The sequence below is a fragment of the Mycolicibacterium sp. HS_4_1 genome (assembly GCF_054515875.1).
In genome coordinates, this window is sequence record NZ_CM137261.1 from 2,991,182 (window position 1) to 3,017,385 (window position 26,204).

The window sequence follows — 26,204 nt, forward strand, 5'->3', positions numbered from 1 at the left end:
TGTCACGGTTGCGGACATGCACTCGGACCGACAGAAGATACATACCCTCGGTACCACCCGAGACTTCTGAAGAAAGACGGGGAATCTTGTGATACCGCGCGACGGCGCTGTCCGTCGTCATGTCGAGGGAACTGATGCTGCTTCGGGCGGCGCCGTGGGCGCGATGACCGCGAGGAAGTCCGCTGAGAAGCCGCTCCAGTCGCTCAGTCCCAAGTACGAGGAGAACCACCACGGCACCTACCTGAAGCGCCTGGAGCAGGCGGTAAGGGACCCGGACAACCTGAACATTGCGTTGACGGGTCGTTACGGTGCGGGTAAGTCGAGCGTGCTGAACGAGTTCGAGGACAAGAACAGGAGATCGGTTCTCCGGCTCGCCATCTCAACCCTCGCGCCCGGCGAGGAAGGCGAGGGTACGACGAACCGCATCCAGAAGGAGATCGTCAAGCAGTTGCTCTATGGCGCTTCTGAGAAAGTCGGGAAGAACTCACGCTTCAACAAGATCGCGGTCCTGAGTCGGCGCCGGGCGTTCATGCAGTCCGCGACCGTCGTCCTGCCGCTCGTGGGTCTGGCGTATGTGTTCGGCGTGCTGCCGCAGTTGAAGTGGCCTACAGCGCAAGATCCGACGTGGCTACGCGTGATTACCTGGGTCGCTGCTATCGGGCTTGTAACGGCGCTGGGGGCCGTAGCTCGGCTGTTGACTCATGACCGATTCGATGTCAAGGACGTATCAGCTGGCGGTGCTGCCCTCACGCTCTCGGAGAAACCGCAAACATTCTTCGACAAGTACATCGACGAGATCGTGCATTATTTCGAGCAAGAGCCGAAGAACATCGTCATCTTCGAGGACCTAGACAGGTTCGAAGACCCGAACATTTTTGAGGCGCTGCGCGAGCTAAACGTGCTTCTGAACGACACCCCTCAGCGGCGCAGGAAGCGCAATGGGAACCGCCTCGGGCGCGGAATCGCGCACGTGCTCGGGTGGGTAAACGAAGAGTGGCCTCGCCGGCTGGAGACAAAGCTGTCGTACCCGTGGGCCGGACGCGTCCTGGGACTGGGCGAGCCGCTGCGATTCATCTACGCGGTGCGTGACAGCGTCTTTAGCCAGATCGACGCCACCACTACTAAGGGTTTATCCAAGCGTTCCGCAACCGTGCTCGCTTCCACAGCTCAGGAGCAAGGCGAGGACCCACCGCCGACACCTGTGCCGGAGCCCGACGAAGCTGCGGCGGAGACCATACGGGCGAACCGGACGAAGTTCTTCGACATCGTCATCCCTCTGGTGCCGTTCATCTCACACCGCAACGCGCGCGACCTGCTGGTTAAGCTGCTCGACGAGCGCGACATCACCAGCATCGATTCGCGTCTCGTCAACACGGTCGCGCAGCACTGTACTGACATGCGGCTGATGCGCAACATATGCAACGAGTACCTGGTCTTCGCCGAGCGTCTCTTGGAGCAGCCAGCACCCACCTCGCCTGCTCCGGGCCTCGATGCCACACACCTTTTCGCGCTTATTGTGTACAAGAGTTTCCACCTGGAGGACTTCGAGAACATCACGCGGCGCGACAGCGACCTGGACAGGGTCTACGACTTCGCCCAGCGCCTCACGCGCGACATCATCAGCGCCCACGAGAAGCGCATCCGCGACCTCCTGGCCAGACCAGAACGGTTCCGCGAGCGTGGGCCCCTCGCTGGGCGGCTCGGGCAGCGCCTTGACCTTTTTGCGTCAACTTTGATGGTGGCCAAGGCATCGCAGTACGGCATCCAGTGGAGGCTCTTCCGGTTGAAGGCCGGCACTCGAGAGTTCGGCGCCGACAAGATTAACGATTACGGCTTCTGGGCCGCTGTGGCCAGAGTCCGCTCCCTCGAGGTTGTGCTGGCCCAACAGGAGTCAGGTGGGCAGACGGTGGTCGGACATACTTTCGACGGCGTCGGGCTGGAGGGATTTTTCCCCGAAGCTCTCGACGCTGACCGGTGGGCCGCGTTCGACCAAGACGCCATCGACACCGAGGTCGCAACGAAGGAACGTGACATCGAGATGCTGCGGCGCGCTGACTTCGCCGACCTTGTCGCGACCGAATTCCTGTTGACGCTGCGGGAGGGAGAAGCGGCGTCGAAGAAGCTGCCCCGCCTGAACAACCCGGGAAGCTCCTACACATTTGCGGATCTCACCGACGCGACATTGAAATCCGAGCTCGCCCGCGACCTAGTCCGACGCGGCTACATCGACCGGAACTTTTCGCTCTACGCCGCCCAGTTCTACGGAAACTTCACCGGCGTCGACGTCGCGAACTTCATGGTCCAGCACGTCCAGCCGAATGTCATGAACATCGACTACGACTTGAGCCGCCCCAAGGAGGGCGGACGAGAAGGCGCAGCCGCGAACCTCCTCCTCGAAGCCGAGGAAGCCGGCGAGGACCTGCTGAACACGGTCGTTGCATACAACATCGACCTGGTAAACCACCTCCTGCAGACTGCTGATTCTGGCGCCAGCACGGTCGCGCGGCACCTCATCGCCACCTGGCCCGAGGAGAAGGCACGCAGCTTCCTTGCGGCCTTCTTCACCTCGAAGACAGCGCAACGCGAGAAGCTCGCTGAGCTTCTGACACGTTGTCGTTGGCAACAGGTGTTTACCTACCTGACCTCACACGACGACGTGCCTACCGACGCACGAGTGGCGCTATTCAACGCCGCTCTGGGAGCGTTCGACGCGAATGCGCCCTACGACCTCGGTAAGGACGTCTGCGGCTTCCTCACCGCGAACTACCACAGAATGTCAGTCTTTACTGAAGCGCCGCACGTGCAGCACTCGTCCGCCGACAAGGCTGAGCAGCTACTGTCCGAGAGCTTGCCTCAGCGTCTCGATGCAATGTTGCGTCGCAGCAACGTCGTCCTGCCCAACCTCGCGCCGTTGAGCGACGAGATCCGCGTGTTCGTCGTTGAGGGAAGTCGGTACGCCCTGACCGCTGACAACCTTCGTATCTCTCTGAATCTGAAGGGCTCCGATCCGGTGACCCTCGAGACAATCACAGACGACAACGTCGGGAGCGAGACGGTCTACGCCTACGCCCTCGCAGATCTCCCCGGCTACCTCGCTGCGATCGACGACGACGAGCGGACCACCGCGGCGTTGACCACGCCGCGAACTCTTGCCAAGGTGCTCGCCGATATGGTCGAGAAGCGAACTGACGAGCAGGAGTCGAAGGACCAGCAACGGTCGAGTTTCGACGACCTCGCCGATCTCCTCGCCCGCACCTCGCCGACAGCTCGGCTGAGCAACGTGCGTGACGCGCCCCTGGACACGTGGAAAGCGCTCGCCGACGCGAAGCTGTTCCGCTCTTCCCTTGCCAACATCGAAGCGTACCGCGGCAAAGTCGGCTCCATCGACGACCACCTCGCGCGACTGCTGGAGGCCGCCGCGACCGTCCACGTCGACGAGGACGGAGACACCACCGACCTCGATGGTGCCGAATACGACCGCCAAGCGACAGCGCTCGCCATCCTCAACACGAATGCGCTGCCAGCGCAGGTACGCGTCGCCTTGGTCACCTCCCTAGGCGCGACGACACCGCTACCTGCGACGGATATCGACGCCGAGAGCAGCGACCTGTTTGCGCGCCTGCTCGAAGCCGACCTGATCAGTGACGACGCGGAGACATTCGCGCACCTGCGTGCCGGCGGCTGGGCCGCACTGGGCCCCGCAGTCGCCGTCTCTAACGGCGTGGAAACCTTCCTAAGCGGAGCCATTCTCGATGGCATGGTCGACAACGCACTCGACGACGAAAATACCTCAACCAAGGTGGCGGGCAAAGTCCTTGAAAACGTGAACGAGTATGTGCCGGAGGATGACTGGGCGGCGTTGCAGGCCGTCGCCATTTACGCGGACCGGCACGGGGCATCGCTCGATCCCGCCGTCGTGGCACGTATGGCCAGGGTCGGCGATGGGAACAACGCGACCCTAATGCTGCGCCTCCTGGACCGGGCCTCTCCGTCCGCGTCAGCCGACCACATCGTCGAAACCTTCATGCAATTGGGGCCGCCGTACAACCGCATCACGAACTCCCAGGACTCGTTCGAGCTTGACTTCAACGATGTCCATGACCGACTGCTCAGGGTTCTGCAGGGGGACAACCGCATCACCCGGGGCTTCCCACGCATCCCCAAACGCCGTTACAGCGTAACGGTGATCTGACAGCCCCCCGGGGCCACGCCCCAGTCGCACTGTCTGTCGTAGGCGGCAAGTAGTGTCCGATCCCCGCGTCGACGAGGGCTCGAGGGGCAAAACAAGGTTCGTAGGGTTCGTCATTTGTATCGAAGCGCTGCCCGGAAACGACGCGGCGCACTCGGTGGCCGACCACCCGCGCTCGACGAGATCCGCTACAAGCAGCGCAATCTCGTCGAACGATCATTCGCGCTACTCAAACAATGGCGCGGGTTGGCCACCCGCTACGACAACCTCGCCATCGTCTACCGCGCCGCTGTTGTCCTGAGCGCATGCATCATCTGGACCCGCCAAATGGGAGACACACCCTATGGGGTTCACCCCGTTTGGTAGACATCGGTTAAGCGGCCTGGTTGGCCGTTGTGACGAGCTGTCGTTCGAAGGTTATCGGACTGATCATGCCCAGACTGCTGTGTCGGCGTGACCGGTTGTACGTGTTCTCGATCCAGTTGCTGACCGCCAGGATCGCCTCGCGATGCGTGGTGAACGAATGCCGTTGATAAAACTCGGTTTTCAGTGTCGACCAGAACGATTCCTGTTGCGCGTTGTCATAGCAGACACCGGTCCGACCGACCGATAACCGGACCCCGACCTCTTTAGCCACGCCGGTCAACTGCGCCGAGGTGTACTGGCAGCCGCGGTCGGCGTGAAAGATCACCCGATCGGCCGGCGCGGCGGCCGGTGGCGGGTCACGGAACAACACAGCCCGCCGCAAGGCCTGCTCGACTATGTCGGTGTGCAGACTGGCGGCGAAGGCGTACCCCAGGACTCGGCGCGAGCAGCCGTCACGGACCGCGCACAGATACAACCAGCCCTGCCCGGTGGCCAGGTAGGTGATGTCAGAGGTCCACACCTTGTTCAGCTCGCCGCGATCGAATTGGCGTGCCACCAGATCCGGTATGACGCATGGCCCGCCACCGCCGATGGTCGTCGGCGGTGTCCACGGTCGCGGACTGATACCGCGAATCCCGTTCTGGCGCATCAGTTTGGCAATAGTCTTGAGGGAAACGACTTCACCGGCGGCCCGCAGATCGGCGGTGATCCGCGGAGCGCCGTTCACCTGATCGGAGGCGTCATGAGCCGCCCGGATCTTGACCACCAGGTCCGCGTTGCGCGCCGCCCGCCCGCTCAGCGTGCCGGCTGCGCGGGCCAGCAGCCCGGTGACCCACTTGTAGTAGCCCGACCGCGATACACCCAGCAGCGTGCACATCCGGGCGATGGTGGGCATCTGCGCGACGGCCTTCTGCGCGTGGATCAATTCGAACGCCTCGGCGGGTTCGAGTTCTCCGCAGCGAAGAAGGCCGCGGCTTTTTTCAGGAACTCCCGATCCATCCGCAACTCGGCCACCTCACGGCGCAACCGCGCCAGCTCGGCCCGCTCATCAGCATCGATCGCCGTCGGCGGATCAGCCATCTGCGCCCGCTCGATCGCCACCCACCGGCCCAGCAGCTGTTCACCCACGCCGATCTCCCGCGCCACCTCAGCGATCGTGCGCCCGGTATCGATCACCAGATGCGCCGCCTCCCGCCGGTAGGCCGGGGTATACGACTTCCTCTTCGCACCCATCAGGTGCCATCCTTCCCTGCCCAGCCGCAGCCGAGCGATCAGGATGTCTACCAAACGGGGTCAACCCCACCTAGTAGTTCGGATCGTCCGGTTCGCGTTCGAGGTAGCTCTCTTCCCTCATGCGTTCGAGGTAACTTTCGATTTCGTAGCTTTCGCGGGCGTCTATTTCTTCCTGGGTCGCCTCAATGGTGATCGTGCGAGTCTCATCCATTCCTTCAAGCTCAAGAAGATCTGCGTGAAGATTCAAACCGCATGCCCCGCACCTGAATTCCGCCGCTTCGATGAGGACATCGACCAAATGCCAGTATTCGTGCTGCATTTCGTCCGTCTCCGTGTACGCACCGCCTCTGTCCGTTGAAACGAAGCCGAGCCATCCCAAATGGCTGCACGCCGGGCACGTCCGGCGTTCGGGGTCGAAGTCAGTGGCGGTCCGAAGTGTCGGATCATCGATGTCAGGATCACGATCCGCAAGTTCCAACAGGGCTCCTTCATTGAACCCTCGCTCCTTTAAGCGCTCAAGTGATCGGCGAGCAGCCGCTTTGAGCTCCTCCAACTCGAGGGTCCTAGCTTCCTGATCTTCCTTGAGTCTCTCGTTGACTTGTGCGAGAAGTTCCGTGCCCCAGAATGTGTTCCGGTCCAATGCACCGTCCAAATTCGTCACTACGCCGAGGATTTCTTCGTTGATCCTCACCATGAGGTTCAAGGCCTCGTCGAACTGTGTGCTGTCGACCAGTCCCATATGCACGGCGAGATTCCTTACGGAGAGCACTTTTTGGTCCTTGTCGGAGTTAAAGTTCACCGAATGCGAGTGCTTCAGTATCAGGAGGCAGTCCGAGACAGATTTTGTCTTCGCATCGTGCGCCGACATTTTAGGAACGGCTACACCCGCGTACAGCAGCAGGCTCCTCGCGTCCTTTTCCGCGATCAGCGTGGGCGAGATCAGGGTGAGGGCGGCCTTTGCCAGCAGTTCGACCGAGCTACCTATCGATGTAGCCCGATCAATGAGGTCGAGAGGCTCCTCTGCCGCGGCGAGCGCGCGGCGGGCATGGAGGGCGGCGACAGTAAACAGGTGCTTCGGTAGATCCTCATGTGCAATGCCTCGCCCTGGGCCAGGCCACGTAGTCCGTCCGACCGCGGGTGTTGGAGGTGCAGGCTGTGCTGAAGTCATCGACCCTCCCGTGGCAGTGCAAGCCGCTCGTCGAGTAGCTCGCCCCTTCGCATTCTTGTTAATTCGCCGCCATGCTCGCGGATGGACCAGCAGGCCTCGGCGAGGAGCCGGAGTTCCGCGTCGATCGTGTGGATATCACGCATAGCTCACAAGCGTAGATGCCGCAGATCGCGCATCTGGACGCTCGTCGACGTGGACGGTCGCGGCGGCCTCCAACAGTCGCGCGAGGTGGTCGTCGATGGAGCCACAACTAGATTAGACCGGACAGTGTGCTGATCCGGCGGCTAGGCTAAAACCATTCCTGCGGCCCGCCGGGCTTAGTTGCACTGCCAGCCCATTTGACGGTTCCGTCTTTACCCTCCGTCGCGACGACAGACACGCGCATGCCTTCAAAAGGGGTCGAGCCAGACGAGTACGGCATGCCGTCATAGTCACCATGGGTGAGAGAGACTTTGACGAGGTCGAGTTTCACAGGCCCCTCGATATACATCCCCAAAATAGGAGCGGGTGGTAATTCCTTACCTGCAATCGTCGGAATGACGAATAGAGGATTTCCGTCGCGGCTGGTAGGGCCGTTAGTGCGCAAATTCATAAACTTGTCTTTTTCGGTGGCGCTTCGTAGGTGCGTCTGCTGAGCAGGATTGCCGTCAAGCATCCCTCGGACGATACCTCCCACGGCCTCGATGTCAGTTCCGTCTTGGGTGTAAACAGGCGAGTCTGCGAAGGTTGGCACCCAAGGTGCATGGCCATCTGCAAGCTGAATTTGCAACATTACGGTCTTGACCTTGAAGTGAGCCCTTTTGGTCACAACTTCATGCAAGTTGTTGACCACCGAACCGATGAACCCCGGCGTGACCTCGCCAGGCGCGATCGTGTCCATTCCGTAATGCGCGGCCTTTTTCAAAGCCGCCTTGGTGAACCCCTTCGACGAGACTAACACCGTCTTATTCACCGGTAAAGCAAGGTTTTTCGCGTGCATTTCCTCGACCCATTGCACGCTCTGGGGACGCTTCCAGTCACGGCACTCGACAGCGAGAGACAGTTTGCGCCCTACGGCGGTGGTTTCGACGAGGATGTCGACCTCACGGAGTTCCCCCGTGATTATGTCGGTGAGCATCGCCGACGGGTTCACTATTACCGACTCGTCTTCGCGCATCACCCGTGTAAGAAGTGTGACCATTTCTTGGAACTCATTAGTTCGGGCTGGCATAGAGATACGCTATCGCTTCGACTGGCCCCATAGGCGCTGTCCTAAATATCTACGCAACTCAACAGTGAGTTAGGTAGTGCTACTGAGCACTGATCCGGTTGGACAGTTTCGAGTCGGCGTCATAGCCCTCAGCCACGGTCTTCAGCCCCACAAGGGTGTCCAGAGGACCATCTACACGCCCGACCACGTCGAAGCCGCCCCCGGGTGTTTCGGTGTAGACCAACTGAACCATTGCGTCGCCAAGAGCGCCTGTCCCCGTGGAGAAGTATGTGCCGTCGTACTCGCCGTGGCGAAGGCTCACATCAGCGACGATTCGTTTGGCCTCGAAGGTGACGATGACATTGACTAACTCTAAAAGAATTTCGCGGCCCGCAGGGTCAAGCCCTTTGACATAGATTTCCTGCCCGTTGAAATTCGGGTTTGGGTAATCACCCGTGGCGAGGTATTGAAACTTGCCTGTGCCGTATTGCTGCTCACCCTCGCGGTCGCCCTCATCCCAAAGTTCTTGGTGAGATTGTGTGTGGTGTTTCCTGACCTCCTCTACGAGATCGTGGAACATCCCCACTTCTACGCCGTCGCCGGTGAAGATCGGAAAAGTTCCGACCATTTCTCGTTGATCGATTTGGCCATCAAGAGAAACGACTATCTCCGTCTTCTTCACGAGGGTGACCCAATGGTGGTACTCCGCTCGCGTAGCGCTGTTGACGACTTGCCCGACGAACTCCTCGGTGACTTCACCGGGTGTAATCGTCTTGATGCCGAACTTGGTGGCGCTCTCTAACGCTTCGGCTGTGAACCCCGAAGACGACACAAGAATCTTGACGTTGGCGCCAAGGCGCTCGAACTTCGTCTTCGCCTGCTCGACCCACAGAACATCCTGCTTTCGCTTCGTATCCCGAGCTTCGATGGCCACGACTGTCCGGTGACCCGCCACCGCACCGACGGCGACGACGTCAATCTCGCGCTTCTTTCCCCCGTCGAGGGTCTCGATTTCGACAGATTCGTGGACGATCGCGCCATCGCTCTTCGCCATGGTCAACAGTGCGATGAGTCTCTGAAATTCGTTAGACCGCTTCGGCATCCTGGCCCCCGATTCTCCGTCGACGTTGATGCCACGTTACGTCGATGGTCCGACATTGGCGTCGACGTGGCGGCGTTTATGGCGGCTTACCAGTAAACGTCGCCGCGTTCATCGGATCAACACGGACGTTCTAATGCAACTGCCCCGTCTCAGTACACCTGGCGGCTTTCGCATCAGACCTGTCGGTTAGCGGATTCCGGCCGCGTGTGTGCAGCATTGTTTGGTACCACCCGCGTGTTCAGTGCACCTAGCCCAGGGGTCGCCGTTCTCCAGGTGGGCTCCGGCCCTGGCGCGACGTCCACCGAGTTGTCGGAACCAACGCTTAGATTTAGATGAGACCCCCAGCTGTGGGGTCGGAGGTGGAGGTTGTAGATGGATCCCGTAACCCTAATCGTCGCCGCGCTCGCCCTTGGCGCGTCCGACGGCGTCCGCGGCACCGCGAAGCAGGTGATCGGTGACGCCTACTCCGCGATAAAAAGCTTGGTCATAAGTCGCTACGCCTCGGTCAGCGCAGCCGTCGAGGTTCTGGAGCAGGAGCCGGAGGAAGAGCTTCGCCGCGCACTGGTTGAGAAGAAGCTCACCCAAGCCGGCGCCGGCGACGATGTGGAGCTGTACGGCCTCGCACAGGCTCTCCTGTCGGCCGTTGAGGACAAGGCCCCGGATCTCCCAGCCACCATCGGCGTGGTGATCCGCCGCGCCGCGGTTGGAGGCAACATTGAAGTCGAAGACGTGGCTGTCGACGGCGGAACCGGTGTTGCAGCGGAGGACGTTGCAGCTGGCGGCGATCTTCGAATCAGTCGAGTCGCTGCGCGTGCCCCCCCCAGGCGCCGCCCCACCCTCCCCAGGCGCGGGAGCAGTAGAGGATTCGTCTGCTTCCGCGCCATCTCTCAGCACCACGCAGAAGAACGTGCTCGTAGGGCGCGACAACAACACCTATTTTTCTATCGGTGCCACGGAGACTGGGAACAGTGGTGGCCGTATCCGCGCGGTGACCGCCTCCGTCAAAGCCGTGCCCATCGGTGAGGGACTGTGGACCGTGACCGTCACCAACGCCAGTTCTGGTCCGATCACCGACCTCGAAGTCGACGTGTACGGCGTTGACGGAGAAGGTAATCGGCTAGAAGATGCATGTCACCCGGCGAAGGGGAAAATCTCAGTGCAGGACCTATTCCGTGAGATTCTGTCGGGCGGGATGAGTGGAACTCTCGATGCAATCGGCTCCCGCGCTCAGTCGATGTATCCGCCCGGGATGGTGGCCGGGATGCCAGCGAATCTCGGTGCATACGGCGGGATGTTCACCGACCACATCTTGACTGCTCCAGGTCTTTCCTCAATTCTTCGGAACGCGCAGCAGCAGATGGTCGATAAATACCCCCAGGTCATCCCGAGTGGCCAGTCTTCCGAGGTGCTGTACAGCGCACCGAGGGCGGTTGAGGTGCGCGTTGATCTCCGGTTCGCCGACGACGTCGGCAACCTTTGGCGTCGACGGCACGGTCAGCAACCCGAGCCGGTAATGGAAGGCGAGGACAGCTAGTCCGTGGTCCGTTGGCGGACCGAGCCACCGGTCAAGCGTCTTCTCAATAGCGACGCCTCGCCGCCCTTTGGCACCGGCAGGCGGGCCCTAGGCCCGCTCCGCGGGAGGAATATGCAGGGATCGAATATGCAGGGTTACCAATAGAGTACTGCGTTTTCATCTGATGAATCACGCAGCATTTGTGTGACTCTCACCTACCGAGATCCGTCCACCCTCGCTCATGTGCGGCACCGCGACCTGCACGGCGAGAAGGACGGCACGCACGTTTACAGCCAGGGTTTGGTCTATGTCAGCGACGGTGATCGCATCGAGCGGGCCCAGGACCACGACACCCGCATTGTTGACCAGAACATCGAGTCGGCCGAGTGCATCGACAGCGGTCTGGACCGCGGAGGTCACCGCAGCCGGGTCGGCGCTGTCAGCGCGAACGGCTATCGCACGCCGACCGAGTGCCGTGATCTGGTCAACCAAGTTCGCCGCCGCTTGTTCCGACGAGGTGCATGTGATCGCGACGTCGGCGCCATCACGGGCCAGGCCAAGAGCTATTTCAGCGCCAATCCCCCTGCTCGCGCCGGTAACGAGTGCGGCCTGACCATCGAGTGCATCCATCGTGTCCTGTAATTCTGTAGTAGTTGATACATATTTGCACGGTACGGTAGACGATTTCAACGACTTCTGTGTCGTTCGATAGAGAAAGGGGTGCGATGTCACCGCGGGGAAGACGGCGGGCATTCGACCGCGACCGTGCGTTGCAGCGTGCGATGCAGGTATTCTGGGAGCGCGGCTACGACGGGGCCTCGCTGGCCGAACTGACGCAAGCGATGGCAATCGGCTCGCCGAGTCTGTATGCCGCGTTCGGCAACAAGGAGAAATTGTTTCGTGCCGCCGTCGACCTCTACGGCGCCACTGCCGGTAACCGGACGGCCCGGGCTTTGTCCGACGCACCAACCGCTCGCGCCGCGATCGAGATGATGCTGCGTGGCAACGCCGAGGACTATTTGAGCACCGAGCGCCCACCGGGCTGTTTGCTGGTCCTCGGGGCCAGTAACTGCTCGGACCGCGCCATCCGAGACTTCCTCGCCGAGCGGCGCAGAGCGGGCCGGGATCTCGTCGCGCAGCGGCTGCGCCGAGCGGTCGGCGAGGGCGAACTACCCGTCGGTGCCGACTGCGAGTCCATGGCCACCTTCTACGTTTCTGTCCTCCAGAGCCTGTCGTTGCAGGCCCGGGACGGCGCTTCTCCCGCGGAGATGACCGCTATCGTCGACGGCGCCCTGTTGGCCTGGGACAGCTACCTCGGCGCGGTCGCCAGCGCGTCAAATTGACCATCTCACGAGATGCCGCCATGTCGAGCGTTTCTGGACATCAATTCTGAGTTCGCTTGCATCAGTTGCGCTTTCGAAGGCCCGGTCGTACCGGACCTGTGACTGAGGATTGCTCGGCGCTAGGCGATGATGCGCGCAGCTGCGCGGGGAAACAGTCCCGCGACTGTTTCGTTGAGTGTCTCGATATCCTGCGCGGACAGCGGCTGTCCGCTTAGCAGTGTGGCAAGGTACGCCCCGGCGACATCGTCGCCGCCTGGCGGGAAGTCAGTGCCGAAAACGATGTGGTCAACGCCGGCGAGTTCGACGACCGGCACCATCGTGGCCGCGGTGGTGGCGAGGGCCGTATCGAAGTAAAGCGACGACAGCTGGTCGCGAAGCTGGCCCGACGTGAGTCCGAGTGGATTCGCTACCCACGGCTGCACGCCCAGGTTCACGATGCGGTCCGCGAGTGAGGGCAGCACACCCCCCGCATGAGCAAGGATCATCCGGATTCCGGGATGACGCAGGAAAAGTCCCGCGAAGACCGCGTCGACCACGGTCCGGGCGGTGTCCATGGGGAACTCGATCAATGGCCCCGGGCGACCGAGGGACAGTTCAGAAAATCCGGAAGGCGCAACCGGGTGCACAAACACCGAGGCGTGGCGTCGATCCAGCTCCGCAAACACTGGCTCAAAGCGGGGATCGCCGAAATATGCGCCTTCATAGTTCGTGACCAGAACGATTCCGTCGGCGCCGAGTTCGTCGTACGCGCGATGGACCTCACGTAGAGCAGCATCGGGTTCGGCCATCGGAAGTGAGGCGAGCAGCCCAAAACGCCCCGGATACATTGCGACCACCTGTGCCCCAATGTCATTCATCGCGGTAGCGGCGGGCGCGGTCATCTCGCCCAGTGAGGACAAGAGTTGCATCTGGATGTCGTGTCGATCCATGAAGTCCATGGCGATCTCAGGGGACCACTCCATTGGAGGCGTCACCTTGTTGAACCCTTCACGCGCGACGATGCGGGCCAGGGCCTCCTGACTTGGCGTACCCGGTATGAGATGGGCGTGGACATCAATCGTGAGCATGTGAAGCTGCCCCCTCATTCGTATAACAACTGTTAATTATTTACGACTGCTATATTTGCACCGTGGATCCGGACGCGCAAGCCTTGCAACTGGTCGATCTCCTGCATCGCCTAATTCGGTCGATCGCGGACGACGCTCGTCGGGTGCAGGAAGTCGCGACGCTCGATCTCGGAGATTTCATCGCGCTTCGAGCAATTGCTTCAGGAAAGCTCTCGCCAGGGGACTTGTCGCGAGACCTCCACTCGCATCCGAGCGCAACCAGCAGGACGATCACTGGCCTCGCGAAGGCTGGACTGGTCACGCGCGTCACCGACCCTGTCGATTCCCGCAAGATCATCCTGACGCTAACGCCCAACGGAGCCGCGGCGGTCGAACGGATCGGTCGTGAGATTCGACCCTCGTTGCAGCGCCGTCTGGACGCCCTTCCCGGCGCCGATGCCACCAACCTGCTGGCAGCTCTCGAAACCCTGCTGGGAAGTGATCCGCCGCAATAGACCCGCTACGAATCCGGCGGGACCGGAGGTGATTTCTTCGCATCTCGTCGGCAGGATTGACGCTCGAAATCAGGCAATCTAGGTTGTCAATCATGAATGGTGAGCCGAGCGTCGACGCGCTTGCCGCGGTGATCTATCAAGCGGTCTCACTGATCTCGCGCCGGGCCAAGCATCTGCAGGCGGCCGGCGAGTTGACGTTGCCTGAGCGGGTAGCGCTGGCGAGATTGGACCGTGGTGGCCCGGCCTCGGCGGCGGAGCTGTCGCGCGTCGAGCAGATCAGCCCGCAGGCAATGCGGGTGACGCTGGCGTCGCTGGAGTCACAGGGCCTGGTGCAGCGGGCGTCCGATCCGAACGACGGCAGGCGGCAGGTGATGTCGTTGACGCCGGCCGGTGGCGCGAGGGTGCACGGCGACCGCGATGCACGTGCCCAACGCTTCGCGGAAGTACTCGCCCAGGAGTTCAGCGTTGCGGAGTTGCGGACATTGCAACGGGCTGCGCCACTCATCGAACGGCTGGGTGCAAGTTTCTAGACGGGTCGACGTCCGCGCGGTGTGGTCCTACGCGTTCAAGGCCTTCTTGTACTGGGTGGAGTCCACGACGTCGGCCTCGATGGGTAGGACCTTGTTCAGCAGGATGCGATTCACCTCCGGGTCGGGATCGGCGACGCAATCGGACAACACGATCACTCGGTAGTCCAGGTCTGCGGCTGCCTCTGCCGTCGCCAATACGACGCCGCTGGTCGCAATGCCGGTCAGCACCAGCGTATCGACGCCGCTGGCGTGCAGTTCCTGTTGCAGCGGGGCTCCGCTGAAGGCGCCGACCTCGCGCTTGATGATCACAGGTTCGGCATCGAGAGGCGCGATTTGGGGATCCAGCCGGGTTTCGGGGCTGCCCAGCAGCATCTCGTTGCTTTGCCGGATGCGAGCGAAGGCCTTGTTGTTGGGCGAGATGTCGAGATGGCCGGGGGCGAAGGCGGTCGTCACGAAGATGACGCGGACACCGGCGCGGCGGCTGGAGCGTTCCGCCTCGGCCGTGTGCTTCAGGGGCTTCTCGGCAGAAGCGCCGGCCATGTCGATGATGGCCCGCTGCATGTCCATCACCAGCAGCGCGGTGCGCTTGGGATCGACGGCAAGTGCGATGTCGGGTGAAGCGGAGGGTCTGGCGGGTGCCGGGGCCGGTGGTGTCGACGGAGTACGCGAGTGCCCGCACGCTGCGATCATTACGGCCAATGTCGCGCAGCTGATGCCGCGGCGAACGACCCCCGTCACTGCAGTCATGATGCGGGGGCCGACCAATCTCGGGCGGCGGAACCACTTCCGGGGTCTGGGGATGGCATCAGATCGCGCAGGTGTGCGACGTCGATGACGGCGACGTGTCGGGGGAAGACGACCCTGGTGAGGAAGGCGTGCACGGTCGCGTCGTGGTCGGCGCAGCCGTCACCGAGAACGATGACCCGGTAGTCGAGGTCCATCGCCTCGCGCATCGTGCTCAGTACGACCCCACTCGTGCTGATGCCAGCCAAGACGAGCGTCGTGACCCCCCGGGCTTTGAGCTGCTGGTGGAGGTCGGTGGTGCTGAAGGCTCCTACGCGAATCTTGCGGACGGTGATGTCGGACGATCGTGGACTGAGGTCTCCGTGAATCCGAGTGGCCGGAGAATTGGCGTGCAGCTCGTTACGGCGCTCGGGCGTCACCATGCTCGCCATGACGCTGGTCGGTGGGACCGCCTCGAATTGCTTGTCGTCCAACCCCATTCGAACCCATGCAACGTGCCCGCCCATCGTGCGAACGTCAGCGACTGCGCACTGGACTCGCTGGAGCGCCAAGCCCGCGGCCGGCAGGCGGCCGACATGACCAACCTGGTAATCCATGACCACCAACGCCGATCGGGCGTGGTCGAAGTCAATCGGGCTGGTCACCGGGTCACCCATTCTGATCCGGCCGAATCGCTGTTTTCGATCGGTCGAGGGCCACGGGCGAGTGAGCGGTCGATGACGTTGATCAGAAGAAATGCGGCGCTGGCGCCGACGAGAAGTACTGCCAGGCGGTGCATTCCGTCGGTGTCGGCGCGGTCGCCGTAGAAGCCCGCCTGGGCAGCCGAGGCGGCGATAGCCCCGATGTAGCCGAAGGTCCGCAGCAGGCCCGCGGAGGCGCCGATGTCGTCGGGTGCCGCTTGCCGGTAGACCGCGTTCTGAAGGGCAATGCTATTGAGCCCTTGTGGGAGGCCAAAAATCATCATGACGACGACGAGCATCCACACCGGGCTCTGCGGATTCAGCGTCAGCAGCAGCACGCACGCGACGAGCTGTGCCAATGCCGCCACGATGAGCTTGCCGCGTATCGTCTCGCGGCGCCCGGTGATGGCCGAGACCACGATGCCGGTCGCGAAAATCGGCAGCGTCACCATGCCGGCTTGAGTCGCGGTGAGTCCGCGTCCGACCTGCAGCCATTGCGTGACGCCGTAGAGAAAGCTGTAGGACACGATGTAAGCCAGTAACGCGCGGGCGTATGTGGCCAGCAGCGGCCCGTTTTCGCCCAGCACGCGCAGGTCGATGAATGGTTCGGGACAACGAAGCTCCCGCACCACGAATCCAGCCGTGGTGGTCGCGACGGCGGCCGTGAGGTACCAGGAGCCGTCCCGCGGGTTCATCATCAGCAACAGCAACGCCACCAGTGCGCCCGCGAAGAGCACCATCCCGACGACGTCGAGGCCGACATTTCCCCTACCGCCCGCCGCGGAGGGTCGCAGTTCGTCCTTGGGGAAGCGGCGCCACCCGAGGATGAAGGCCACGGCGGCCAGGGGGATGTTGATCGCCAAGGTGGTTCGCCATCCACCCAGCCCAATCAGCAGCCCACCCAGCGCGGGTCCGATCACGGCAATGGTCTGGGTGGCAACGGCCAGGATGGTCAAGACGGCCGCGGGACTGTCCTTTCCGGTGCGGTCGGCCTCATCGTGGATCAGTCGCATCGCCGCCGGATAGCCTGCGCAGGTGCCGAAACCCAGAAGGGCTCGGGCAACCACCAGGACTGCCAAGTTGGGGGCCACGGTACCGACGACACCCGCGAGTCCAACCAGGGCGGTCGCAGGCAAAAACAACCGGCGGGGTCCATAGGTGTCGATCAAGCGGCCGACGACCGGTTGGCCGACCGCGGTCGCCAGGTACAGCCCCGAGATCAGCCACGCCGTCTTCGACGGCGGCTCACCGAATGCGACCCCGATAGGCACCAACGCGACCGCCACGACGCTGGAGTTGATCGGATTCAGTACCGCGCTGGTAACCAGCGGCGCGATCAGCTTGGGATTGAACCCGCCGTCGAGGCGCAGGCGCCGCCGAACCCGTCCCGAGACCGACCACCGACGCCGTGTCGCCTGCGCCGTCGATTCATTCATCGCCATACCACCCGGTTGCACGGCGCCTACACCGGTCATCTGCATCCAAACATATGGCCTGACAGCCGAATCCGGGTCTGCCACAGGAGTACACCACCATGCCGGGCATCGTTCGCCACCCTCATAATTGACAACCTAGATTGCGCAATCTAGGTTGTCAATAGCGGTCGAGCCACCCCACGCTTCCGGTGGCATCGAGTTGACGAAGGGGTACGAGTAATGGACGTCGTCGATGCCCACACGCCAACGTGCTGGGCACCGAGGTCACGCTCGCGATCATGGACGCCTTGGGGATCACCGGACTGCTGTTCGACGAATACGTGGGCGTCGATCACGATGGAGCGCTACATCCTGGTTATCGGCTGCCCAATGGCACATTCCGCAGCATCGGGCCGCGTGCCGAAGCCGCGGCCTTGCGTCATCCCGAGCGGTTCGCCTTTTTGATGCGCGTAGATCCCCTGGACCCTGGCATTGACTGCTGGGTCGAAACCCTCAGCGCAGCACCCGGTTTCAAAGCGTTGCGTACCCTCGTCATCACTGCGTCCCAAAAAGCGGCGTTCATCGACGGTGGTTACCAGCGGCTGCTAATGGTTGCCCAACCCCACGGCGTTCCGGTTTTCGTCGGCTGCCCTGACCTGCTACCGCACCTGACCCAATATGCCCAGTGCTTCCCCGACGTCCAGTTCGTCATCGATCACTGTGGAGCGGCGACCGACAAGCCACCTGGGGAAGCCACCATCGACGATGGGCTGACCCTGGCCCGCTTTGACAACGTCGCCTTGAAATGGGCGCACGCCGCATCGCTTCTGTCCCAGGCGGCCTACCCGTTCTCCGACCTGGATGTCACGCTGCGTCGCGCGGTGGACGCCTTCGGTCCGCACCGTGTGATGTGGGCCAGCGATTACACAGCCACCCGCGAGCGGGCGAATTGGGGCGAGAGCCTGTTCTGCATTCGCCATTGCCCATCGTTGTCCGAGGACGACAAGGAGTGGATCCTCGGTCGCACCGCCCGAAGGCTATTGAACTGGGCACCCCCAGATGCGCCCCGGGAGCCCGCGCCCCCATGAGTGGGGACCAGTTCGGGCCAGGGAAGAGCGGTTGCCAAGCCGACAACCGCCAGATACGAAGAAAGACACCCAAACAGAATGAAAACAGCAATACATTTCGTCGACTTCCTGCCCGGCGCCCCCGAGAAACTGGGCCCGACGCTGGCAGCGGTGGCCAGGACCGCCGAACAAGCCGGCGCATCGCTAATCACGTTGGCTGACCACTTCTTTCAGATGGAGGCCGTGGATGCGCCCGCAGGAGATCCATTCCTGGAGGGATACACCTCGTTGGGTTTCCTTGCCGGACAGACAGAAACGATCGATCTGAGCTTGCTGGTCACCGGGGTCACCTACCGTCACCCAGGCATACTGGCCAAGACAGTCGCCACCCTCGATGTGCTGTCCCAAGGGCGATCCATGCTCGGTATCGGCGCCGCATGGTATGAGCGCGAACATCGGGGTCTGGGCATCCCCTACCCATCCTTGACGCAGCGCTTCGAAATGCTCGAAGAAACCCTCCAAATATGCGCACAGATGTGGAGTGAGGACGACGGACCCTACGCCGGCAAGCACTATCAGCTGGCCGAGACGATTTGCCAACCCCAACCCATCCGGCACCCACCGATCATCATCGGCGGGGACGGCGAAAAGAAGACGCTGCGCCTGGTCGCCGAATACGCCGACGTCTGGAACAGCGTCACCGAGGACGCCGAAATCTTGAAGCACAAGATAGAGGTCCTCGAGCGGCACTGCGACACCGCCGGACGCGACGCCGCTGAGATCCGCAAGACCGTGGGTCTCGGCCATCACACCGAACCCTTCACCGCCACAGCGGCGTTCATGCGCACCATCGAGCGCTACGCCGCGCTCGGCGTCGAGATGGTCAACATTGGGGTGTTCCCCGGCGTTGCGGATCCCGTGGGATATGTCGCCCGCCTCGGCGATCAGATCATCCCCCAGCTGTCGTCTTTGAGCTGACGACATAGCCCGGTATCCCCTGAATCGTTCGCACGACGACGCGGCAACCCAAGCCGCAAGGAAGGAAATCCTGCGATGCGCTTTGCCTTCAAGACTTCACCACAGAACACCACCTGGCCCGAGCTGCTATCAGTCTGGGCGGCGGCCGACGACATCGACGTCTTCGAGTCCGGCTTCACCTTCGACCACTTCTATCCCGTCACCGGCGGGCCCTCCACCGGCCCGTGCCTGGAGGGCTGGACCACGATGACGGCGCTGGCTCAGGCCACCAAGCGACTGCGGTTGGGCACGATGGTCACCGGCATCCACCATCGCCACCCCGCAGTGCTCGCCAATATGGCCGCGGCCCTCGACATCATCTCGAGCGGACGGCTAGAGCTGGGCATCGGAGCGGGATGGAACGAGGAAGAGTCACATGCCTACGGCATCGAGCTGGGCAGCCTCAAGGAGCGCTTCGACCGGTTCGAAGAAGCCTGCGAGGTGCTGACCAGTCTGCTCAGCAGGGACACCACGACCTTCGACGGTCACTACTACCAGCTCGACACAGCGCGCAACGAACCCAAAGGCCCACAGCGCCCGCACCCGCCCATCACGATCGCCGGCAAAGTGGGGTTCACCCCGTTTGGTAGACATCGGTTAAGCGGCCTGGTTGGCCGTTGTGACGAGCTGTCGTTCGAAGGTTATCGGACTGATCATGCCCAGACTGCTGTGTCGGCGTGACCGGTTGTACGTGTTCTCGATCCAGTTGCTGACCGCCAGGATCGCCTCGCGATGCGTGGTGAACGAATGCCGTTGATAAAACTCGGTTTTCAGTGTCGACCAGAACGATTCCTGTTGCGCGTTGTCATAGCAGACACCGGTCCGACCGACCGATAACCGGACCCCGACCTCTTTAGCCACGCCGGTCAACTGCGCCGAGGTGTACTGGCAGCCGCGGTCGGCGTGAAAGATCACCCGATCGGCCGGCGCGGCGGCCGGTGGCGGGTCACGGAACAACACAGCCCGCCGCAAGGCCTGCTCGACTATGTCGGTGTGCAGACTGGCGGCGAAGGCGTACCCCAGGACTCGGCGCGAGCAGCCGTCACGGACCGCGCACAGATACAACCAGCCCTGCCCGGTGGCCAGGTAGGTGATGTCAGAGGTCCACACCTTGTTCAGCTCGCCGCGATCGAATTGGCGTGCCACCAGATCCGGTATGACGCATGGCCCGCCACCGCCGATGGTCGTCGGCGGTGTCCACGGTCGCGGACTGATACCGCGAATCCCGTTCTGGCGCATCAGTTTGGCAATAGTCTTGAGGGAAACGACTTCACCGGCGGCCCGCAGATCGGCGGTGATCCGCGGAGCGCCGTTCACCTGATCGGAGGCGTCATGAGCCGCCCGGATCTTGACCACCAGGTCCGCGTTGCGCGCCGCCCGCCCGCTCAGCGTGCCGGCTGCGCGGGCCAGCAGCCCGGTGACCCACTTGTAGTAGCCCGACCGCGATACACCCAGCAGCGTGCACATCCGGGCGATGGTGGGCATCTGCGCGACGGCCTTCTGCGCGTGGATCAATTCGAACGCCTCGGCGGGTTCGAGTTCTCCGCAGCGAAGAAGGCCGCGGCTTTTTTCAGGAACTCCCGATCCATCCGCAACTCGGCCACCTCACGGCGCAACCGCGCCAGCTCGGCCCGCTCATCAGCATCGATCGCCGTCGGCGGATCAGCCATCTGCGCCCGCTCGATCGCCACCCACCGGCCCAGCAGCTGTTCACCCACGCCGATCTCCCGCGCCACCTCAGCGATCGTGCGCCCGGTATCGATCACCAGATGCGCCGCCTCCCGCCGGTAGGCCGGGGTATACGACTTCCTCTTCGCACCCATCAGGTGCCATCCTTCCCTGCCCAGCCGCAGCCGAGCGATCAGGATGTCTACCAAACGGGGTCAACCCCAAAAGGCGAAAAACGAACCCTGCGCCTGGTTGCCCGCCACGCGCAACGGTGGGACTTCGGCGACGGCACGAACGTGACAGAGTTTGCCCGTAAACGCGACGTGCTGGCCGCGCATTGCGCCGACATTGCACGCAACGCGCGGGAGTTCACCTTATGCGCTCACCTTCGCCTCGAATCGGACCGCAACTACGGGCAAATCGTCGAGCAGGCAGCGGCACTGGAACCCGAAGGACTTGATCTTGCAGTCATATACCTCGATCCCCCTCACGACCCCGCCATTCTCGAACCGCTCGCCGAAGCCATCCAGGCTTCAGACCTTCTTCGCCACGCCGCGACCTGGAATTGACACCGCAGCGGGACCTCCAGATCGTTGTAGATTCGTCCGCGTGTCCCCAGGTGTTCGGCGTCTGTGGCCCCGCGTTATCGGCGTTCCTGAACGGATCTCGTCCGGCCGCCGGTCGCGATCTAGCCCGCAGTCGGCACCTCTCCCCTGTCACGCTCCACCCGATTCACTACTGCGCATCGCGAGGAATACGACGGAATCGAATATGGCGGGATCCCAGTCAACCACTGCGTATTGCATCTGATGAATCATCGTCAGTTCTCTTGCCGCCCACTGGTGACCACACCCGGCCCGCCTAGTCTGGTGGCCAAGTCGCGCGCTCGTCAGCGTTCAGCGGCGGCATCGGCCACTTGATCGACGTCACGTCACCACACCAGACGATTCCGTCGGAGTCGAGAGATTTTTGACTGACACTAAGATGCCGCTGCTAAGACAACGGATACCGGTTGACGCCATCGGAGACAATCAGCGACCGCCTACCCAAACTGATTGCGATGCAACGAGCATACGTGTCCCGCTGGCCCGAGTGTAGGCCTCTACGGCAGCAGCGGCCTTGTCCGAATCACGCGCTTCGATTGCGTCGGTGATGGTCACGAGATCACGAACAACCGCGGCGGCGTGCTCGTAGGCGGCGGTGAGTTCGTGTTCACGCCCACCGAAGGCGGTCTCGACCCAGCGGTACATCAACGCCAGTGCACGGTTGCCGGTGGCATGGATCAGCACTGCAAAATAGGCAAGATCAGCGGCCTGGCGCGCACTAGCGGAGTCCGCGGCCTCGACGGCGGCGAGCGCCGAGCGTAATGCGCTGAAGTCCTCGGGCGTCCCACGCTCGGCGGCCACCCGACCGATGTATGCACCGAGCACTTCGCGAATCTCGAGCAGTTCAAGTAGGAAGTCAGGGCCCAATCGTCGGACCAACGCCTCAACCATCGCGGGGTGAGTGAGTGTGCCCGGATCACGCACCACGTTGCCGCTCCCCTGCCGGGCTTCGATCAACCCCATGTGCTGAAGTCTGGCGAGTGCTTGCCGAAGTGAGGTTCGGTTGACCCCGAGTTGCTCGGCAAGTTCCCGTTCAGGCGGAAGCGCACTACCCGGTGGAAAAGCGCCGTCGAGGACCGCCTCAGTGATTGACGTGGCGATCTGCTCGTCGACGCGCTGTCGATTCGGCTGCGAAAGAGGGCTTGACTGGTTCATTGGCTCAACCAATATAGTAGGCGGCATGACGGACCAACGCCACGCGGCCGAAGCCCCTCGATGGAACGGACGACCCGGCCGAATGGAAGTTTGGTACGCCACCCTGTCGGACCCGGTCACGCACGCAGCTGTGTGGGTGCACCACGAGACAGTCAGCCCGCTCAACGGATCGGGGCCTTACGCTCACGGTTGGGTCACGTGGTTTCCATCGGACGGACCGCCGTGTACTCAGCGGTTCGGTCCGGAACCCGTCGACCCTGTTCTCATCGGCGGACCGTGGTGCAGCGTCGGCAGCGCCAGCATGGGACCCGAAGTCATTGCCGGACAGTCTGGTTCGTTTGCCTGGGACCTGCATTGGCAGGATGCTTCCGCGCCGCTATGGACGTTCCCCGGGTTCGCGTGGGAGCACGAAGTGTTACCCGGTGCTCAGGTCGTTATCGCGCCGTCCGCGCAATTCAGTGGCTCGATCACTGTGGGCGAAACGACGCACAGCGTCGACGGCTGGCGTGGTGCGGTGTCCCACATCTATGGCCATGGCAACGCCCGTCGCTGGGGCTGGATCCACGCCGATCTGGGTAATGGTGACGTGCTTGAGGTCGTCACCGCGGTGTCCGGTCGGCCGGGCTTACGTCGCCTGAAGCCTTTGGCATTCCTCCGACTACGCGTCGACGGTCGAGATTGGCCGACGGGCCCGCTGCCGGCGCTACGCGTGCGCACCATCCTCAGCTTGCATCACTGGCAGCTTGAGGGCCGCATCGGTGGACGCGATGTCCTCATCCGCGTCGATCAGCCGCCCGCGCGGTGCGTGAGTCTGAGCTACACGGATCCCGATGGCACCACCTGCGTGTGCACCAACACGGAGCAGGCCGACATCCATGTGGAGATCGGGGACCGCACATGGGCGGTACTCGGCACTGGGCACGCGGAAGTCGGCCTGCGCGGCACTGACGCACCGGCCGTCGATGAAAGGACCGCGTCGTGAGCTTTCTGTTCGATCCGCCCATGCTGGTGGTCTCGGGTGTGCTGATCGAGCGCAAGGTGCCACAGGAGGACCGAGACGCTGCCGAGGCCGCTGTCCTCGGGATGTTCTTCGGTGGTTCCTTCGGTCTATACCACAACGTCCCCGGACTCGGGATCCTGTGGCGGCCGTTTGGCGCGCAGTGCGGGCGCGACTTCATGTGGAACAGCGGCGTTTTTAACCGGAACACCGGGGACCTCGGATGGCGTATGCATGCGCTGGCGGCGACCATCTTCGCGACCTACCCCTTCTTTCTCAAGCTCGGCCGCCGCTTCGGTCGCCGCGCATGACGACGCTCCTCGATCGCGCGACCGCCTGCTTCGGGGCCGCGTTGCTGCCCGAGGAACATGGCGGTCCGCCACCTGCTCTAGTCGTCCAGCGAGTCGACCGCTATGTATCCCAGTTGCCCGCGCCGACACGGGCGGCGATACGCGGGGGCATGCTCTCCCTTACTGCGGCAAGCTACCTCAGCACCGGCCGATCCCTGCAACGGCTTGGCCCCGACGCGCGGGCCCGAGTGCTTCACCGTATCGCGTCGCTGAGCCCAGACACCGGTGCCGCAGTCGAGGGCCTCAAAGCTGTTGTCCTGCTGGCCAATGGTGCTGATACGTACGCCTCCGAACTGCTTGACACCGCCAGCCGCCACGAAGTGGCGCGTCCTGACGCCGCACTGGCGGTGGCCCCGTCGGCCGGCTGCAATTCCGTCTTGATGGCCGACGCGGTGATCGTCGGCTCGGGCGCCGGAGGCGCAATGGCGGCGCGCAGCCTCGCGCGCGCCGGTCTTGACACGATCGTGCTTGAAGAAGGTCGGCGGTGGACCGTCGGAGATTTCCGCACGATGCATCCAATGGATCGCTACGCCGGGCTCTATCGCGGCGGTGGTGCCACTGTCGCGCTGGGTCGACCGCCGGTCGTGCTGCCGATCGGGAGGGCCGTCGGCGGCACCACCGTCGTCAACTCCGGCACCTGCTATCGTCCGCCGATGACGGTCCAGGAGCGCTGGCGCGATCGATACGGGTTGGGCCTTGCCAGTCCGGAACGCCTGGGCCCCTTCCTAGATGAGGTCGAGCGCACATTGCAGGTGCATCCGGTTCCGTTGCCGCTCATGGGCCGTAACGGGCAGCTGTTGCTCGACGGCGCACGAGCCCTGGGCTGGCATGCGGGGCCGATCACGCGTAACGCGCCTGGTTGTGGCGCCTGCTGTCAATGCGCATTAGGTTGTCCCCGCAATGCCAAATTCGGTGTGCATCTCAACGCGCTGCCTCAGGCGTGTGCCGCGGGTGCGCGCATCGTCTCCGATGCGCGGGTAGAACGGGTCCTGCATGAACGCGGCCGTGCGCGGGGTGTTCGTGCACGCCGTGCTGACGGCTCTGCCTTTGACGTGATAGCCCCCATCGTGATAGTCGCAGCAGGAGCGACGGAGACACCGGGACTGTTGTGGCGCAGCGACTTCCGGGCGCACCCACATCTCGGGCGAAACCTGGCGCTGCATCCTTCGGCACCTTTGGCCGGCCGATTCGACGACGACATCGTTGCCTGGCGCGGCGTACTGCAGAGTGCCGCCGTCGAGGAACTGCACGAGACGCACGGTGTCCTCATCGAAGCTACGGCCACGCCCCCCGGCATGGGATCGATGGTGTTTCCGGGCTACGGTCGCGAACTACTCGGATGGCTCGACAACGCGCACAAGGTGGCAACATTCGGCGCGATGGTCGCTGACAGCGGCGCGGGACGAGTGTTACGGACCAAGGGCGGTGACACGGTACTGCGCTACGACATCACGCCATCGGACGCCGCCAAACTCGTCACGGCGATCGAGGCCATGGGCCGGCTGATGTTCGCCGCCGGCGCTGCCGAGGTACTTACCGGCATCCCGGGTGCACCGACGGTCACCACACTGGAGGCGCTGCAGGACGCGTTACGGCATGTCGACCCGAAAGCGTTGCATCTAGCGGCATTCCATCCGACAGGCACTGCAGCAGCCGGCAGCGACGAACAACGCTGTCCTGTCGATGAAACCGGCCGTCTGCGTGGCTGCCACGGTGTCTGGGTCGCCGACGCGTCCATCCTGCCCAGCTGTCCCGAGGTGAATCCGCAGGTATCGATCATGGCGCTAGCCCTCGGGGTGGCGGACGAGGTTATCGCCTCCTGCGGGTAGCCCACCAACCCACCGGCGGCCGACATCCCCCAGACCCGAGATACTCGACATCGCTGCCATTACGCCGACTGCTCGGTGACCGAGAACCTCGCCAAGTCGAAGGCCATCAGAGATGACCAGCACTGCGTCGGTGGCAGGCCATCACCGCATCGAGAACCTCCCAACCCGGAGCATTCATCACACACGCTCGCCCTGGCGCGATGACCTGTCCGAGCCGACACTCGGCGCGATGCTTCCGTCCGCGCCGTAGGCTCACGGCGTGCATCACGTGACCCTGGCCAGCGCCGCGTCGACGGCGGCGCTGACGGTAGGACTGGCGGCCTACGCAGCGTTGATCCTCGCGGGCCTCGCGGTGGCGATCTACGACGTACGTCGGCACCGACGAGGCCGGGCGATCGCCGCTGCGGTGATCGTCGGGGTGCTGACCCTAGGTGGGGTGGTTATCGCAATCGTCAGCAGCGTCGCGTGAACCGTCATGGCGAT

Annotated in this window: 25 protein-coding genes and 1 pseudogene; 15 read left to right on the forward strand and 11 right to left on the reverse strand. The window is 63.0% G+C overall.

The annotated features are described in order from the left end of the window. Positions 1-163 precede the first annotated feature (163 nt). Both ACX12F_RS14290 and ACX12F_RS14295 read left to right on the forward strand, forming a co-directional pair. A complete protein-coding gene (locus ACX12F_RS14290) occupies positions 164-4,192 on the forward strand; it encodes a YobI family P-loop NTPase (RefSeq protein ID WP_459370351.1) in 4,029 nt (1,342 codons plus the stop codon). A gap of 114 nt (positions 4,193-4,306) precedes the next feature. Continuing rightward, a complete protein-coding gene (locus tag ACX12F_RS14295) occupies positions 4,307-4,555 on the forward strand; it encodes a transposase (protein WP_459370160.1) in 249 nt (82 codons plus the stop codon). A 7-nt stretch (positions 4,556-4,562) separates the two neighbouring features. Here ACX12F_RS14295 and ACX12F_RS14300 read toward each other — a convergent pair. The 4 genes from ACX12F_RS14300 to ACX12F_RS14315 all read right to left on the reverse strand — a co-directional run bounded on the left by ACX12F_RS14300 (position 4,563) and on the right by ACX12F_RS14315 (position 9,199). Further along, positions 4,563-5,788 (reverse strand): IS3 family transposase gene (locus ACX12F_RS14300; protein WP_280109264.1). Its coding sequence is split into 2 segments (ribosomal slippage): positions 4,563-5,525 and positions 5,528-5,788, totalling 1,224 coding nucleotides; the frame shifts between segments, so codons are not numbered across the junction. Between the two features lie 70 nt (positions 5,789-5,858). Beyond that, entirely contained in the window at positions 5,859-6,956 is a 1,098-nt protein-coding gene (locus tag ACX12F_RS14305) for a hypothetical protein (protein WP_459370161.1), read from the reverse strand. A 289-nt stretch (positions 6,957-7,245) separates the two neighbouring features. Further along, on the reverse strand, positions 7,246-8,166 hold the full coding sequence (locus ACX12F_RS14310) for a restriction endonuclease (RefSeq protein WP_459370162.1): 921 nt from the start codon (positions 8,164-8,166) through the stop codon (positions 7,246-7,248). A gap of 79 nt (positions 8,167-8,245) precedes the next feature. Continuing rightward, entirely contained in the window at positions 8,246-9,199 is a 954-nt protein-coding gene (locus tag ACX12F_RS14315) for a restriction endonuclease (RefSeq protein WP_459370163.1), read from the reverse strand. 420 nt (positions 9,200-9,619) lie between these two features. Between ACX12F_RS14315 and ACX12F_RS14320 the strand changes: the two genes are divergently transcribed. Both ACX12F_RS14320 and ACX12F_RS14325 read left to right on the forward strand, forming a co-directional pair. Next, positions 9,620-10,270 (forward strand): Het-E N-terminal domain-containing protein, encoded by a 651-nt coding sequence (locus tag ACX12F_RS14320; RefSeq protein ID WP_459370164.1) that lies wholly within the window; start codon positions 9,620-9,622, stop codon positions 10,268-10,270. Between the two features lie 13 nt (positions 10,271-10,283). Continuing rightward, complete coding sequence (locus ACX12F_RS14325) at positions 10,284-10,781, forward strand: hypothetical protein (protein ID WP_459370165.1); 498 nt, start codon at positions 10,284-10,286, stop codon at positions 10,779-10,781. 168 nt (positions 10,782-10,949) lie between these two features. Here the strand turns inward: ACX12F_RS14325 and ACX12F_RS14330 are convergent, their stop codons facing one another. Beyond that, complete coding sequence (locus ACX12F_RS14330; protein WP_459370166.1) at positions 10,950-11,513, reverse strand: SDR family NAD(P)-dependent oxidoreductase; 564 nt, start codon at positions 11,511-11,513, stop codon at positions 10,950-10,952. Positions 11,514-11,542: 29 nt separating this feature from the next. Between ACX12F_RS14330 and ACX12F_RS14335 the strand changes: the two genes are divergently transcribed. Continuing rightward, positions 11,543-12,103, forward strand: coding sequence for a TetR/AcrR family transcriptional regulator (locus ACX12F_RS14335; RefSeq protein ID WP_459370167.1), 561 nt, complete (start codon positions 11,543-11,545; stop codon positions 12,101-12,103). A 119-nt stretch (positions 12,104-12,222) separates the two neighbouring features. On the opposite strand, the gene ACX12F_RS14340 is transcribed toward ACX12F_RS14335, so the two are convergent. After that, positions 12,223-13,170 (reverse strand): amidohydrolase family protein, encoded by a 948-nt coding sequence (locus ACX12F_RS14340; RefSeq protein WP_459370168.1) that lies wholly within the window; start codon positions 13,168-13,170, stop codon positions 12,223-12,225. A gap of 62 nt (positions 13,171-13,232) precedes the next feature. Between ACX12F_RS14340 and ACX12F_RS14345 the strand changes: the two genes are divergently transcribed. Further along, the gene (locus tag ACX12F_RS14345) at positions 13,233-13,664 is read left to right on the forward strand and encodes a MarR family winged helix-turn-helix transcriptional regulator (protein ID WP_459370169.1); all 432 of its coding nucleotides are present in this window, start codon (positions 13,233-13,235) and stop codon (positions 13,662-13,664) included. A gap of 92 nt (positions 13,665-13,756) precedes the next feature. Further along, positions 13,757-14,194, forward strand: coding sequence for a MarR family winged helix-turn-helix transcriptional regulator (locus ACX12F_RS14350; RefSeq protein WP_459370170.1), 438 nt, complete (start codon positions 13,757-13,759; stop codon positions 14,192-14,194). Positions 14,195-14,221: 27 nt separating this feature from the next. On the opposite strand, the gene ACX12F_RS14355 is transcribed toward ACX12F_RS14350, so the two are convergent. The 3 genes from ACX12F_RS14355 to ACX12F_RS14365 are packed head-to-tail and all read right to left on the reverse strand — an operon-like array spanning position 14,222 to position 17,054. Then, a complete protein-coding gene (locus tag ACX12F_RS14355; protein WP_459370171.1) occupies positions 14,222-14,932 on the reverse strand; it encodes a cysteine hydrolase family protein in 711 nt (236 codons plus the stop codon). A 5-nt stretch (positions 14,933-14,937) separates the two neighbouring features. Continuing rightward, entirely contained in the window at positions 14,938-15,582 is a 645-nt protein-coding gene (locus ACX12F_RS14360; protein ID WP_459370172.1) for a cysteine hydrolase family protein, read from the reverse strand. Further along, the gene (locus ACX12F_RS14365) at positions 15,579-17,054 is read right to left on the reverse strand and encodes an MFS transporter (protein ID WP_459370173.1); all 1,476 of its coding nucleotides are present in this window, start codon (positions 17,052-17,054) and stop codon (positions 15,579-15,581) included. The genes ACX12F_RS14360 and ACX12F_RS14365 overlap by 4 nt, the downstream gene beginning before the upstream one ends. A gap of 248 nt (positions 17,055-17,302) precedes the next feature. Here ACX12F_RS14365 and ACX12F_RS14370 point away from each other — a divergent pair, with 248 nt between their 5' ends. The 3 genes and pseudogenes from ACX12F_RS14370 to ACX12F_RS14380 all read left to right on the forward strand — a co-directional run. Further along, entirely contained in the window at positions 17,303-18,121 is an 819-nt protein-coding gene (locus ACX12F_RS14370; RefSeq protein ID WP_459370174.1) for an amidohydrolase family protein, read from the forward strand. A gap of 78 nt (positions 18,122-18,199) precedes the next feature. Further along, complete coding sequence (locus ACX12F_RS14375) at positions 18,200-19,078, forward strand: LLM class F420-dependent oxidoreductase (protein ID WP_459370175.1); 879 nt, start codon at positions 18,200-18,202, stop codon at positions 19,076-19,078. Positions 19,079-19,153: 75 nt separating this feature from the next. Beyond that, positions 19,154-19,681, forward strand: a pseudogene (locus ACX12F_RS14380) (LLM class flavin-dependent oxidoreductase); the annotation flags it as partial. Between the two features lie 33 nt (positions 19,682-19,714). Here ACX12F_RS14380 and ACX12F_RS14385 read toward each other — a convergent pair. Then, a protein-coding gene (locus ACX12F_RS14385; RefSeq protein ID WP_280109264.1) for an IS3 family transposase occupies positions 19,715-20,940 on the reverse strand; the annotation gives its coding sequence in 2 pieces (ribosomal slippage) (positions 19,715-20,677 and positions 20,680-20,940; 1,224 coding nt in all). Positions 20,941-20,943: 3 nt separating this feature from the next. Here ACX12F_RS14385 and ACX12F_RS14390 point away from each other — a divergent pair. Then, on the forward strand, positions 20,944-21,354 hold the full coding sequence (locus tag ACX12F_RS14390; protein ID WP_459370176.1) for a hypothetical protein: 411 nt from the start codon (positions 20,944-20,946) through the stop codon (positions 21,352-21,354). Between the two features lie 462 nt (positions 21,355-21,816). Here the strand turns inward: ACX12F_RS14390 and ACX12F_RS14395 are convergent, their stop codons facing one another. After that, the gene (locus tag ACX12F_RS14395) at positions 21,817-22,545 is read right to left on the reverse strand and encodes a FadR/GntR family transcriptional regulator (protein WP_459370177.1); all 729 of its coding nucleotides are present in this window, start codon (positions 22,543-22,545) and stop codon (positions 21,817-21,819) included. 25 nt (positions 22,546-22,570) lie between these two features. Here ACX12F_RS14395 and ACX12F_RS14400 point away from each other — a divergent pair, with 25 nt between their 5' ends. The 4 genes from ACX12F_RS14400 (at position 22,571) to ACX12F_RS14415 (ending at position 26,190) form a co-directional block, all read left to right on the forward strand. Next, positions 22,571-23,527 (forward strand): tocopherol cyclase family protein, encoded by a 957-nt coding sequence (locus tag ACX12F_RS14400; protein WP_459370178.1) that lies wholly within the window; start codon positions 22,571-22,573, stop codon positions 23,525-23,527. After that, entirely contained in the window at positions 23,524-23,853 is a 330-nt protein-coding gene (locus tag ACX12F_RS14405; protein ID WP_459370179.1) for a hypothetical protein, read from the forward strand. The genes ACX12F_RS14400 and ACX12F_RS14405 overlap by 4 nt, the downstream gene beginning before the upstream one ends. Next, entirely contained in the window at positions 23,850-25,721 is a 1,872-nt protein-coding gene (locus ACX12F_RS14410; protein ID WP_459370180.1) for a GMC family oxidoreductase N-terminal domain-containing protein, read from the forward strand. Before ACX12F_RS14405 ends, ACX12F_RS14410 begins: the two co-directional genes overlap by 4 nt. Before the next feature lie 259 nt (positions 25,722-25,980). Next, a complete protein-coding gene (locus tag ACX12F_RS14415) occupies positions 25,981-26,190 on the forward strand; it encodes a hypothetical protein (protein ID WP_459370181.1) in 210 nt (69 codons plus the stop codon). The last annotated feature ends 14 nt before the right edge of the window (positions 26,191-26,204 follow it).

Coding starts and splice junctions, on each gene's coding strand:
- ACX12F_RS14335 (WP_459370167.1), top strand. CDS start 11,543: ATGCAGGTATTCTGGGAGCGCGGCTACGACGGGGCCTCGCTGGCCGAA.
- ACX12F_RS14320 (WP_459370164.1), top strand. CDS start 9,620: ATGGATCCCGTAACCCTAATCGTCGCCGCGCTCGCCCTTGGCGCGTCC.
- ACX12F_RS14400 (WP_459370178.1), top strand. CDS start 22,571: ATGACGGACCAACGCCACGCGGCCGAAGCCCCTCGATGGAACGGACGA.
- ACX12F_RS14365 (WP_459370173.1), bottom strand. CDS start 17,054: ATGAATGAATCGACGGCGCAGGCGACACGGCGTCGGTGGTCGGTCTCG.
- ACX12F_RS14290 (WP_459370351.1), top strand. CDS start 164: ATGACCGCGAGGAAGTCCGCTGAGAAGCCGCTCCAGTCGCTCAGTCCC.
- ACX12F_RS14350 (WP_459370170.1), top strand. CDS start 13,757: ATGAATGGTGAGCCGAGCGTCGACGCGCTTGCCGCGGTGATCTATCAA.
- ACX12F_RS14375 (WP_459370175.1), top strand. CDS start 18,200: ATGAAAACAGCAATACATTTCGTCGACTTCCTGCCCGGCGCCCCCGAG.
- ACX12F_RS14395 (WP_459370177.1), bottom strand. CDS start 22,545: ATGAACCAGTCAAGCCCTCTTTCGCAGCCGAATCGACAGCGCGTCGAC.
- ACX12F_RS14315 (WP_459370163.1), bottom strand. CDS start 9,199: ATGGCGAAGAGCGATGGCGCGATCGTCCACGAATCTGTCGAAATCGAG.
- ACX12F_RS14310 (WP_459370162.1), bottom strand. CDS start 8,166: ATGCCAGCCCGAACTAATGAGTTCCAAGAAATGGTCACACTTCTTACA.
- ACX12F_RS14340 (WP_459370168.1), bottom strand. CDS start 13,170: ATGCTCACGATTGATGTCCACGCCCATCTCATACCGGGTACGCCAAGT.
- ACX12F_RS14305 (WP_459370161.1), bottom strand. CDS start 6,956: ATGACTTCAGCACAGCCTGCACCTCCAACACCCGCGGTCGGACGGACT.
- ACX12F_RS14330 (WP_459370166.1), bottom strand. CDS start 11,513: ATGCCCGCCGTCTTCCCCGCGGTGACATCGCACCCCTTTCTCTATCGA.
- ACX12F_RS14410 (WP_459370180.1), top strand. CDS start 23,850: ATGACGACGCTCCTCGATCGCGCGACCGCCTGCTTCGGGGCCGCGTTG.